Origin of the sequence: Novosphingobium ovatum, from assembly GCF_009909235.1 — a bacterium.
In the GTDB taxonomy this organism is placed as follows: Bacteria; Pseudomonadota; Alphaproteobacteria; order Sphingomonadales; family Sphingomonadaceae; genus Novosphingobium; species Novosphingobium ovatum.
The window spans coordinates 176,971-189,663 of sequence record NZ_JAAAPO010000001.1; the positions used below are offsets into that span (position 1 = coordinate 176,971).

Genomic DNA, 12,693 nt, shown 5'->3' on the forward strand with positions numbered 1-12,693 from the left:
GGTCAGCGCCGCACGTCGCCCCCGCCATCGCCGTCAAAGGCCAGCACATCCGCGCGCGTGACCCGCAACCAGTCGCCATGCTGCGAATGTTTGAGCGCGTTCATCGCCAGCCCCAGCCGCGCCATCTGCGCCGCATCGCCGCCCTCCAGCCAGCCTGTCAGCACGCCAGCGGCAAAGGCATCGCCACTGCCCACGCGGTCGATGATATCGGTGATGGCGATATCGGCGGTCTGGTGGTGGTCACCGCGCCGGTCCACCCGCGCCGACAGGCGGTGATGGGTTTGGGTCATCGGCGTGCGCGCGGTGCTGGCCACCACCTGCAACCGTGGGAAAGTGGCAAAGGCGGCCTGTGCGGCTTCATGGCGGCGTTCGGGGCCATCGCCGGAAAAGGGCTTTTGCAACAACAGCGTCATGTCGCGGTGGTTGCCGAACATGATGGTGGCGTGCTGCAACAGCTCCATCAGGATGGCGCGGGGCTGGCTGTCCCATGCCGACCACAGCCGCTCGCGATAATTGCAGTCAAAGCTGATGGGGACATCGGCCGCCCGCGCCGCCGCGATCGCCGCGCGGGCCAGCGCCACGCCATTGGGCCCCAGCGCCGCCGTGATCCCCGACAGGTGCAACAGGCGGGCCCCCTGCAATGCGGAGGCAAAGTCGAAAGCCCCCGCATCCGCCGTGGCAAAGGCCGAGCCATCGCGGTCATAGGTGACCGCCGATGGCCGCAGCGAGGCGCCCGCTTCGAGAAAATACAGGCCCATCCGCCCGGGCGCGCGCAGGCAATGGCCGGTGTCGACCCCGGCACCGGCCAGCGCGCCCAGCACTTTGTCGCCCAGGGCGTTGGCCGGCAGCGCCGAGACATAGCGCGCCCCATGCCCCATTGCCCGCAACGCCACCGCGACATTGGCCTCCGCCCCGCCAACGGTGATGTCCAGCGCGCTGGCCTGTGTCAGCATCTGGCCGACCGGCGTGGTCAGGCGCAACAAGGGTTCGCCAAAACAGACGATGGTGCCGGTCATGCGGTGATCTCCGGTTGCAGGGCGGCGATGTCCTCGGGCGTTGGCGTCCAGTCGCTGGCCAGCGGTCCGCCCGCGCCAAACAGGGCCGCCACAATGCCGCCGGGGCCGTGTTGCGCCCACAATGCGGCCAGATCGGCGGCCATCGGATCATCCACCGCGCCCCAATGCGCCCCATTGTCGCCGCGCACATGGCGCAGCCACGCGGCCAGCGCGGCACGGATCGCGGGACAGGCGCGCCCCCGCGCCTGATGCGCGGCCAGCGTCGCCAGCCAGCGCTGCGGGATCTTTTGGCTGCCGTCCATGGCGATCTGGATCAGCCGGTGGTTCAGCGCCGGATTGGCAAAACGCGCCAGCAGCGCCACGGCATAGGCCGCCAGATCCATGCCCGGCGGCGCGGGGATGGTGGGTGCGGCCTCGTCCAGCATCAACCGGCGCACCAGATCGGCCAGATCCGGATCGCCCACCGCCTGATGCACATAGGCATATCCGCGCGCCAGCCCCAGATAGGCCAGCGCCGAATGCGCCCCGTTCAGCATCCGCAGCTTGGCCATTTCATAGGGGGCGACATCCGCGACGATCTGCGCGCCCACCTGATCCCACGCGGGGCGGGGGCCGGCAAAATCGTCCTCGATCACCCATTGGCTGAACGGTTCGGTCACCACCAGCCCTTCGTCGCGCAGGCCGGTCAGCGCGGCGGCCTCGGCCCGGTCGGTGTCGGTGGTGGCCGGGACGATGCGGTCGACCATGCTGTTGGGGCAGCGGCATTGGGTGTGGAACCAATCCACCAGATCGGGCGCGCGGGCGACCAAATAGGCGGTGATCAAGCGGTGCAATTGTCGCCCGTTATCGGCCAGATTGTCGCAGGACAACAGTGTCAACCCGCCGATCCCCGCCGCTTTGCGCCGGGCAAAGGCATCGGCCAGCAGCGGATAGAACCCGCCCTCGGCCAGATCGAGGTCAAGGCTGCCATCGGGGCGGCGGCAGTAGCCTTTTTCGGTCACGGTAAAGGTGACCATATGTGTTGATGGCGCGATCAGCATGATGGCGATGCTGGCGCGTTGCCGCGTGGCCAACAGCACCTCTGCCACACTGCCGATCTGTTGCAGCCGCGTGCCAGAGCCGGACTTTTCAGCCAGCATGTACAGGCCATCCTGCGGGTTCAACTGATCGCCCACATCGGGGCTGCGCAGCGATACGCCCGCGATCATCCAGTCGCCACCGGCCAGCGCCATTGCCCGGTCGGTGTACCACGCCTGATGCGCCCGCGTGAACGCGCCCAGCCCGAAATGCACGATCCCCACCCGTTTTGCCGCGCGGTCATAGGCGGGGGTCTGATCGCCGCCCCAGTGGCTGACAGACAGGCGGTTCACAGCTTGTACGCCTGTTTGACCAGACCATAGGTCAGGGCATGGGCCAGTTCGGCGGCTTCCCAATCGGTGATGCGGTGTTCGGCCACCATTTGCGCCAAAAAGCCGCAGTCGATGCGCCGGGCCACGTCATGGCGCGCGGGAATCGACAAAAAGGCGCGCGTGTCATCGTTGAAGCCAACGGTGTTGTAGAATCCGGCGGTTTCGGTGGTGGCGTGGCGGAAGCGGCGCATCCCTTCGGGGCTGTCGTGGAACCACCATGCGGGGCCCAGTTTCAGGCAGGGGTAATGCCCGGCCAGCGGCGCCAGTTCGCGGGCATAGCTGCTTTCATCCAGCGTGAACAGGATCACGCACAGGCGCGGGTCATTGCCAAACCGGTCCAGCAAGGGTTTGAGCGCGTGGACATATTCGGTGCGGATGGGGATGTCGGCGCCCTTGTCCCGGCCGTGGCGGGCGAACAGCGCGGCGTTGTGGTTGCGGAAGGATCCGGGGTGGATCTGCATCACCAGCCCGTCCTCGATGCTCATCGCGGCCATTTCGGTCAGCATCTGGGCGCGGAACAATTCGGCCTCGGCCGGGGTGAAGCTGCCATGGGCGACCTTGGCAAACAGCGCTTCGGCCTGCGCCGGGGGCAGATCGGCGGTTTGGGCGGTGGGGTGGCCGTGATCGGTGCTGGTGGCCCCATGCGCCGCGAAATAGGCGCGGCGCTGGCGGTGGGCGGCCAGATAGCCGCTCCACGTCAGGCAATCCTCGCCGGTGATCTGGCTGAACCGGGCCAGATTTGCCCGGAAACCGTCGAATTCGGGGTCCACCACCGGGTCGGGGCGATAGGCGGTGATGACGCGGCCCTGCCACACGCCCGCCGCATTGTCCGCCCGGATGGCGGCGTGGTGGGCCAGATCGTCCAGTGGGCTTTCGGTGGTGGCGATCACCTCGATGCCATAGCGGTCAAACAGGGCGCGCGGAGCAAAGGCGGGCGTGGCCAGCGCATCGGTGATCGTGTCGTAATACAGGTCGGCGGTTTGCGCGCACAGCATCACGTCCAGCCCGAAGACCTGTGTGAACACCCAATCCAGCCACATGCGCGACGGCGTACCGCGAAACAGGTGCCAGTTTTCGCCCAGAATGCGCCACGCCGCGCGCGGGTTGCGTTGGTCGGCGGGCACGCCAATGCCCAGATCGGTCAGCGCCACGCCCTGCGAATAGAGCATGCGAAACAGATAGTGGTCAGGCCGCAGCACTAGGTCGGTGGCATTGCCAAAGGGCGCATTGGTGGCAAACCATGCCGGATCGGTGTGGCCATGCGGACTGACGATCGGCAGGCCGGCGATTTCGGCGTATAATGCGCGTGCCACATCCCTGACCGCCGGGTCTGTCGGAAACAGGCGGTCGGGGTGCAGCTCTAACCTTTGCGACATGGAATGCTTTCTGTTTTCAATCAACTGGTGACGCGGGCATAGCGCTCGCGCCGGGCTTGCGAGGCGCGGCGCGCCTCCTGAATGGCCTTTTCCTCGGTGGCGAACAGCAGGCTGTCGAGCACGGCGGCCAGATGGGTGCGCATCGCCGCGCGGGCTGCGGCCGGGTCGCGGGCGCGCAAAGCGTCCAGCACGGCGGTGTGCTCTTCGACCACGGGTTTGATGTTGGCGCTGCGGGCTTTTTCGTGCAGCAGCGCGCTTTCGGGCGAAATGGCGCGCAGTTCCCACAAGCGCTCCACCGCCTCCAGCACGGCGCTGTTACGGGTGGCGCGGGCGATGGTCAGATGAAAGGCGCGGTCGGCCACTTCCGAACCGTGGGGGTTCTGGTTCTCGCGCTCGATTTCCCTGACCAATCCGTCCAGTTCGGCCAGTTCATCCTTGGTGATCTGAGTCGCGGCCAGCGCGGCCGCCTCGCCTTCGAACAACAGGCGGGCTTCGGTCAATTCAAAGGCGGAGATGTTGAAGCCGGGGATGTCTTCCTTGCCGGGCAGCCGCTTGACATAAGCGCCCGATCCCACGCGTACCTCGACAAGGCCTTGAACTTCCAGCGCAATCACCGCCTCGCGCACGGTTGGGCGCGACACGTTGAATTGGGCGGACAATTCGCGCTCCGCGGGCAGGCGGTCGCCCACGGCATAACGCCCGCTGACAAGCTCATCCATCAAGCGACGCGCCAGATCCTGATACAGGCGGTCATGGCTGGGATGGGCTTCGGTCATTCTGCATTCTCCTAAAATGGCCTTACCTCTTATTTCAAAATTGACAGGCCAGATGGAATTGGTCAAGAGTCTTGTCTAACATAAGCAGACCAATCCGGAAACCTTGCGTCATGAAAATCACATCTGCCCGCGTCATCGTCACCTGCCCGGGGCGCAATTTCGTCACCTTGAAGATCGAGACCGATCAGGGTGTTTATGGCATCGGCGATGCCACGCTGAACGGTCGGGAAAAGGCTGTTGTCAGCTATCTGGAGGACCATGTTGTCCCCTGTTTGATCGGCATGGATCCCCGGAATTCCGAGGATATCTGGCAATATCTGTACCGGGGCGCCTATTGGCGGCGAGGGCCGGTGACGATGCGCGCGATTGCCGCTGTCGATGTCGCACTGTGGGATATCAAGGCCAAGATGGCGGGTATGCCGCTGTATCAGTTGCTGGGCGGACGCAGCCGCGATGGCGTGATGGTCTATGGTCATGCCAATGGCGGCGACATTGCTGAAACGGTTGACGCGGTTGGGGCCTATATCGACATGGGTTACAAGGCGATCCGGGCGCAAACCGGTGTGCCGGGAGTCAAGGACGCCTATGGCGTGGGCCGGGGCAAGCTATATTATGAACCAGCGGACGCCGCATTGCCGAGTTTGACTGGTTGGGATACGCGCAAGGCGTTGAATTATGTTCCAAAACTGTTTGAAAAGCTGCGCGAGACCTATGGCTTTGATCATCATCTGTTGCACGATGGTCACCACCGCTATTCCCCGACCGAGGCAGCGCAACTGGGCAAGGCGTTGGAGCCTTATAGCTTGTTTTGGTTGGAAGATGTTACTCCGGCCGAAAATCAGGAAGCGTTCAAGCTGATCCGCCAGCACACGACCACGCCCTTGGCCGTGGGGGAGATTTTCAACACGATCTGGGACGCCAAGGACCTGATTCAGAACCAGCTGATCGACTATATCCGGGCGACAATCGTGGGGGCAGGTGGCCTGACCCATTTACGCCGGATTGCCGATCTGGCGAGCCTTTATCAGATTCGCACCGGCTGCCACGGAGCGACTGACTTGTCGCCGGTCACGATGGGGACGGCGCTGCATTTCGACACTTGGGTTCCGAATTTCGGCATTCAGGAATATATGCGCCATACCGCTGAAACGGATGCGGTTTTCCCGCATGATTACCGCTTTGATCGCGGTATGCTGTATTGCGGCGAAGCGCCCGGCCACGGGGTGGATATCGATGAGCAACTGGCTGCCAAATATCCGTACAAGCCTGCATATCTGCCGGTGGCGCGTTTGGAGGATGGCACCATGTGGAATTGGTAAGTCCACGTAGCCGAGTTCGCACAGTATTGAGGGCCAGCGCTGTTTTAGCCTGGCCCTTTTTGTTGGCGAAATGCCTGTGCGCATGAAAAAAGGCGGGGCAGCCCCCTGCTACCCCGCCTTCCTCGCTCGCCGGAGAGCGACTTATCGCCGATCGATCTCGATCGCCGAAACCATCGCTTCGCCGGAAACGGGTTTGAACGTCACGCGGACGGTGCCGTTGGATGTCACCGCAAAGGTCTTTTGAATGGCCCGAAGATCTTCGAATTCCTTCGCGGGATCATAGGCTTGCATTACGGTTTGACCATTGATCACAACGTCGAACGTGCCGCCTTTGGGGCGGGGACCTGACAGGAACCACAGTGATATCTTTGCCTGTCCGGCCGCGACCGGAATGGCATAAGAAAATGCACCGGATCGATAGGTCGCCATGGCATCGCGCTCAACCGATCCTGCGATCGGCACGGCTTGGGCGGGACGGCCATAATCCGCCGGACGATCGGCACTACGGGCTTCGCCTCCCGTAAAAAATGTGTCAGAGCCAAAGCCGATCGTTCGCCCCTTGGCCGCGACAAGCGTCCCGGCATCAATGGCATAGTGTCGACTGCGCTCTTCATCCCATTGCCAAGTCGCCGAATCTTGCGCGCGTCTGCCATTGGCAAACTGCCCTACGGCGCGCAGGCTGTTCTTGCCGACGTCCAACCGCACGCCCTTCCATTCGCATACCGCATTCGGGCAAGCGCTCCGCACGCCCAGCGATCGTCCATTCAGGTACAGAGTGGTATGTCGCGCATTGCTATAAATTTTCACATCGTTGCTTTGGTAGGCCCGGTCGATGTAGCGCCGTCCATTGATATGCACTGTCGGGGCGGTAGTCCAATTGGCTTTATAGAAGAACCAAGCGTCCTTGCGGATCGCGCGGTCATAGGTCACCAGCCCTTTGGTATTGATGTCTTGTCCGTCACCTTCGGCTCGGATGGTGGTGGCAAAGTCGAAGGAATTCCATAACCAACTGGCATAGAGATAGGGGCGTGCCTTGATCGCCGCCCATGCCGTTTCGTGAATATAGCTTTGATATTCTTCGGGTTGTGTGCGGCCGCGAGAGTCGACCGGGGCGCCGAACACGTTGTCAGTGTGCATCGTGACCGCGCCGCCGGCGCCATATTCGGTGACAGAAAGCGGTTGGTGCGGACGGGTGGCGTGCAACTGGTCAAGCTGTGGACCGAGGTCATTTGCCGCGCCGAAATACCAGCCGAAATAGCGGTTTGCTCCGCCTAAATCAGTAACTTGCGAGACAACGGGGACCTGCACCGTTGCGTCAAACAGTCGACCTTCGCAACAGGTGGCAAGGGTGGTGGGCCGTGAGGGGTCCTCGGCATGGGCCAGACTGTTCAGTTCCTGCAGCAAGGGGATGGGGTCGGGCGTTTGGCCATTTGTCCGTCCGGTCAGAAACAGCGGCAATGAGTTGCCAAAATCGACCTCGTTGGCGATACCCCATGTTGCGACCGAGGCATGGTTGGCGTTCTGACGGATCAGTTCTTGCAACTGTTGGCGGGCGTTGGCGACCAGCGCGGGCGACGCGTCGGTGGCGTTGCCCTGTGTCCAGGCTGATACCAGTGGGATTTCATTCCACACGATAAGGCCGACGCGATCGGCGATATCGTGAATGGTCTGACCATGCTGGTAATGGGTCAGCCGGATGGAGTTGACACCCATTTCGCGCATGATGGCCACATCGCGCTCGACGTCGGCGGGGGAAATGGCCCAGCCCTTGCCCTCGACGTCCTGATGATAGCCTACACCATGTAGCTGATAAGGCTTGTCATTCAGGAAGAACCCGTGATCGGCGTCAAAGCGCATCGTGCGGATGCCAAAGGGGCGCTCGACCGTGTCGGTGATCTGGCCTTGGGCGTTCAGAACGGTGATCGACAAGCGGTAGAGGTAGGGATCAGCGACACCCGACCACAGGTGAGGGCGGGCGATGGTCAGATCCTGACTGACCACTTCATCAGCATTGGCGTTCAGCTTGATGTTGCGCAGGGTGCTGGCGACAACGCGTCCGTCGCGTCCGATCAGGCGGATGCGCAGCTTTGCGCCAACGGGCATGGCGTGGTCGTTGCGCAACTGTGCCGAAACGCGCAGATGGGCGATGTTATTCCTGATATTCAGCGTGGTAGCGCGAAATCCAGGGCCGCCATGATCGTCCATGGCCAGATGCAGCGGGGCAGTGGTGACCAGACGAACGGGGCGATACAATCCGCCATGGACGAAAAAGTCGCCGGTTAACGGCAGGATATCTGCGGTAGGGCTGTCGGCGGTGGGGCGGCTGTTGTCGACGCGGACGGCCAGAACGTTGCGGACTCCGGGGCGCAAGGCCTTTGCGATGTTCAGGCGAAAGCGTGAAAAGCCACCCCGATGTTCCCCCAGATAGACGCCGTTCAGCCACACCTGCGCCACGCGGCTTGCGGCGTCGAATTCCAGCCAGTGACGGCTGTCGACGGTATCCACCGGGGCGTCGAAGCTGAGGCGATACCAGCCAACGCCCTGGTATTTATCGACGTTGGCAGCGGTGTTACGGCCCGTCCCAGTGCTGTCCAGATAGTAGCCGACGCGGTTCCAGCTATGGGGCACTTGCACTTGCTGCCATGCGCTGTCGTCGAATTGAGGTTGGCTGGCGTCCGGCGCGTCCGCTTTTAGAAAACGCCAGCCTTTCGCCAAAGGCTGTTCGGCGCGCTGTGCCTGTGCCGCCGTGGCCATTCCCATCGCGGTCATCAACGCTGTTGCGGCCAAAACGCGGTGCCGTGCCATGATTGCTCGTCCTATCCCGTTGTGCATTGGCCAGACCTGTACGGCATTTTTCTCCGAACTTCAAGCAACTGGTCAGCCTGAAAATGCGTCAGATATCGGACAGATTCGGACGGTGTGGAAAATAGAAATAACGTAAAAACAGCATTTTAAGGCATTTCCTTGATGGGTCGCTCCCTGCATCGCGGCGCGGAGAAGCTGTTCTTTTGTCGGCGCGGAGCCGTTGTCCGCGGACAATTGGCTTGACAGAATCGGTGGATTGGTCGAACTGCCGCCGCGAGGATTATCAGAGCCAATAAGCATGGAGGGGCCTATGACACTCTATCGACTACTCTCGGCAGCCGCGCTGACCGCATTCCTGCCGGCGATGGCGCAGGCGCAAACAGCGCCCGCCGCACCGCAGGCCGGGTTGGAAGAGATCGTTGTTACCGCGCAAAAGCGCGAACAGAACCTGCAGAGCGTGCCGGTGGCCGTGACCGCGCTGAGCGGCGATGCGCTGGCCAGCAAGAATGTCGCCACCGTGTCGGATCTGCCTCGTCTGGCGCCCAGCTTGACTGTGACGCAGGGCAATGTGCCCACCAACAACTCGATCAATCTGCGCGGTATCGGCACCTCGGCTTTCAGTACCGGGATCGAGCCGTCGGTGGCCGTAATCGTGGATGACGTTGCGCTGTTGCAGCAGGCGCAGGCCTTTTCGGGGTTGAGCGACATCGCCCGGATCGAAGTTTTGCGCGGCCCGCAGGGCACGTTGTTCGGCAAGAATTCGTCGGCCGGCGCGATCAATATCGTGACGCGCGGCGCCAGCAAGGTGCTGTCGGGCGGGGCTACTTTGCGTGCCACCACGGACGAGGAATATCGCGTTGATGCCACGCTGGCCGGGCCGTTGGGTGACAATATCGGTTTTCGGATCAATGGCTTCTATGGTGATCGCAAGGGGTACATCAACAATCTGACCGATGGTCGCCGCTTTAACAACGATGCCAGCTATGGCCTGCGCGGGCGGCTGGAAATCCGTCCGGCGGCCGGGTTGAAGATCGACCTGATTGCCGGGCATTCTGTCAGTTCCAGCAATGGTACGGCGCGCACTTTCCTGCAGGTGCCGACGGGCGCCACCGTGTTTGGCGCGGCGGTCGCGCCCAGCATTGCCGATATTGCCCCCGGCTATGGCAATTACGCCGTGCGTATCGACGGGCCGCTGTATAACAAGAGCGTACAGAGCACCTTCATCGGCAAGGCGTCCTATGATCTGGGCTTTGCCGATCTGGTGTCGATCACCAGCTATCAGGACTGGAAGTTCCGGTTTGCCGAGGACTTTGACTATCTGACCGGCACGGTGCTGGGGCTGTCGGGCGGCATTGTCGCCAACAGCACCTATCACGCCACGCAGTTCACGCAGGAATTGCGGCTGGTCTCGCCCGCGCGCAAGCCGCTGACCTATGTGCTGGGGCTGTTCTATTCGGACGGGGCGACCACGCGCACGTTTGATCGCGGGCCATCGGGGCCGGTGGTGGCGCGCTGGAGCTCGCGCAGCGGGACGATCAGCTATGCCGCCTTTGGTCAGGCCACCTATAGCTTCCTTGATCGCAACCACATCGATGTCGGCCTGCGCTATAACCATGAAAAGGTGTCGGCTGATTTCATCAATCTGGTGCCCAATGCCTCACCGCCGGCGGCCAATGCCACCTGTCTGGCCACCTGTTCGGGCGTGGCCAATGACGGCGTCGTGACCACCAAGGTCGCGCTGCGCCGCGATCTGGCCGATGGCGTGATGGGCTATGTCTCCTATGCCCGCGGGTACAAGGGGCAGGGGTTTGACATCTCCTCGGGCTTTACCCCGCGCCGGGCGGCCAATCCGGTCAAGCCGGAAACCTCGAACGCCTATGAAATCGGCCTCAAGTCGCGCTTTCTGGACAATCGACTGCAGCTGAACGTGGCCGCCTTCTGGAGCGACTTCAACAACTTCCAGGCACAGTCGGGCATTCTGTTGCCCGATAACACGATCCAGTTGACGCTGAACAATGTGGGCCGCGTGCGCACCCGCGGCGTTGAAATCGAGTTGAGCGCCAAGCCCACCCCGGCGCTGCGTCTGGACGGTTCGGTCAGCTATACCGAGGCGATGATCCGCTCCTTCCCCGGCGCGCAGTGCTATACCGGTCAGACGGTGGGCTGTGTCGATCTGGATGGCGCGGGGCCCTCGACCACCACCGGTCAGGACCTGTCGGGCAAGCGTCTGGCCAATGCGCCGCGTTTGAAGTTCAACATCGGCGGCACCTATACCATCGCGCTGCCCAAGGCCGCGTTCGACGGGTTTGTCCAGCTGGACTACAACTATCAGTCGCGCGTCAACTTTGACCTGTTGCAGAACCCGCTGACGCAACTGGCGCCCTATGGCGTGTTGAATGCCTCCTTTGGCATCACGCCCAAGGGGCGCGGCGTGGCGCTGACGGTTTTCGTCAACAACGTGTTCGACAAGCATTACGCCTCGAACATCGCGATGGCGACGGGCGGTTCGATCGGGTTGCTGAGCCAGACGCTGGGGCGCGATTCGCGTCGTTACGCCGGGCTGAAAGCGCACGTCGAGTTCTGATCACATATGCGGTAAAGGCTCCGGGTGACGTGTCATCCGGAGCTTTTGCGCGTCTGGAACGAAAAGAAATGGCCCCGCCATCACGGACGGGCGATCAAAAGGAAGCTGTGCGCCATGGCCCGCATGATCACGTCGCTGCGCTGGTGGATGATCGGATTGGTCACGCTGGGGACGATCCTGAACTATCTGGCGCGCTCCACCCTGTCGGTGGCGGCCCCCACGCTCAAGGCCGAATTGCACATCACCACACAGCAATACAGCTGGGTCGTGATGGCGTTTCAGGCCAGCTATACCGTGATGCAAAGCGTGTCTGGCGCGGTGCTGGATGCGCTGGGGACGCGGGTCGGGTTCATGATCTTTGCGGTGGGCTGGGCGCTGGCCAATGCGCTGCACGCCTTTGCCGGGGGCTGGGCGGGGCTGGCGTTCTTTCGCGGGCTGCTGGGCGCCAGCGAGGCCGCGGCAATCCCCGCCGGGGCCAAGGTGGTGGCCGAATGGTTCCCGGCCAAGGAGCGCTCGCTGGCGACCAGCGGGTTTCAGATGGGCACCAGCATCGGCAACATGATCGCGCCGCCGCTGGTGACGTTTTGCATCCTGTTGTGGGGGTGGCGCTCGGCCTTTGTGGTGACGGGGGCGATCAGCCTGTTGTGGGCGATGCTGTGGTGGGTGGCCTATCGCCGGCCGCAGGACCACCCTGCGCTCAGCCCGCAAGAGCGCGACCTGATCGCGCAGGACGAGCCGTTGGTGGATGCCACTCAGCCCGCGCCATCGCGCATGGCACTGCTGCGTGAACGCGCGTTCTGGGCGATTGCCGTGCCGCGCTTTCTGGCGGAACCGGCGTGGCAGACGTTCAATTTCTTTATCCCGCTGTATCTGGTGACGGTCTGGAAACTGGACCTCAAGACGGTGGCGATCTGGGCGTGGCTGCCGTTTCTGGCGGCGGATCTGGGATCGCTGGCGGCGGGCATGTTGCCCAACGCGCTGATGCGGCGCGGGGTGGGGCTGGTGCCGTCGCGCAAGGTGACGATGGCGGTGGGCGCGCTGTTGATGGCGGGCCCGGCCTGCATGGGGCTGGCGCACAGCGCCCAGATGGCGATCGCGCTGTTCTGCGTCGGCGGTTTTGCGCATCAGATGTTAAGCGGGGCGCTGATCACACTGTGTTCGGACGTGTTCCCGCGTCAGACGGTGGGCACCGCCACGGGCATGATCGGTTCGGCAGGCTGGATCGGCGGCATCCTGTTCACCTTTATCATCGGGCAAAGCGCGGACAGCTTTGGCTATGGCCCCTTGTTCGCCGCCTTTGGCGTGCTGGATCTGTTGGGCTGCGTCGTCTTGTGGAAGATGCTGCGCGGGTGAATGGCCGCGATGGTGCCTGCACCCGTGCCCCGTTGTGGGGCCGGTGCAGGCACGG

At 63.0% G+C, this 12,693-nt stretch carries 8 protein-coding genes; 3 read left to right on the forward strand and 5 right to left on the reverse strand.

Features of this window, described 5'->3' with window-relative positions:
• Window positions 1-2 precede the first annotated feature (2 nt).
• The 4 genes from GTZ99_RS00760 to GTZ99_RS00775 are packed head-to-tail and all read right to left on the reverse strand — an operon-like array spanning window position 3 to window position 4,577.
• Window positions 3-1,016: a sugar kinase gene (locus GTZ99_RS00760; RefSeq protein ID WP_161716381.1), complete on the reverse strand. Its 1,014-nt coding sequence runs from the start codon at window positions 1,014-1,016 to the stop codon at window positions 3-5.
• Complete coding sequence (locus GTZ99_RS00765; RefSeq protein WP_320076605.1) at window positions 1,013-2,386, reverse strand: mannitol dehydrogenase family protein; 1,374 nt, start codon at window positions 2,384-2,386, stop codon at window positions 1,013-1,015. Before GTZ99_RS00765 ends, GTZ99_RS00760 begins: the two co-directional genes overlap by 4 nt.
• Window positions 2,383-3,801: a glucuronate isomerase gene (gene uxaC / locus GTZ99_RS00770; protein ID WP_161716382.1), complete on the reverse strand. Its 1,419-nt coding sequence runs from the start codon at window positions 3,799-3,801 to the stop codon at window positions 2,383-2,385. Before uxaC ends, GTZ99_RS00765 begins: the two co-directional genes overlap by 4 nt.
• Window positions 3,802-3,821: 20 nt before the next feature.
• Window positions 3,822-4,577, reverse strand: coding sequence for a FadR/GntR family transcriptional regulator (locus GTZ99_RS00775; protein WP_161716383.1), 756 nt, complete (start codon window positions 4,575-4,577; stop codon window positions 3,822-3,824).
• Between the two features lie 110 nt (window positions 4,578-4,687).
• Between GTZ99_RS00775 and manD the strand changes: the two genes are divergently transcribed.
• Window positions 4,688-5,896, forward strand: a complete 1,209-nt coding sequence (gene manD / locus GTZ99_RS00780; protein WP_161716384.1) for a D-mannonate dehydratase ManD — start codon at window positions 4,688-4,690, stop codon at window positions 5,894-5,896.
• 141 nt (window positions 5,897-6,037) lie between these two features.
• Here the strand turns inward: manD and GTZ99_RS00785 are convergent, their stop codons facing one another.
• Complete coding sequence (locus GTZ99_RS00785) at window positions 6,038-8,665, reverse strand: glycoside hydrolase family 2 TIM barrel-domain containing protein (protein WP_227711011.1); 2,628 nt, start codon at window positions 8,663-8,665, stop codon at window positions 6,038-6,040.
• Window positions 8,666-9,011: 346 nt separating this feature from the next.
• Between GTZ99_RS00785 and GTZ99_RS00790 the strand changes: the two genes are divergently transcribed.
• A complete protein-coding gene (locus GTZ99_RS00790; protein ID WP_161716386.1) occupies window positions 9,012-11,285 on the forward strand; it encodes a TonB-dependent receptor in 2,274 nt (757 codons plus the stop codon).
• 114 nt (window positions 11,286-11,399) lie between these two features.
• The gene (locus GTZ99_RS00795; RefSeq protein WP_320076606.1) at window positions 11,400-12,638 is read left to right on the forward strand and encodes an MFS transporter; all 1,239 of its coding nucleotides are present in this window, start codon (window positions 11,400-11,402) and stop codon (window positions 12,636-12,638) included.
• Window positions 12,639-12,693: the final 55 nt, after the last annotated feature.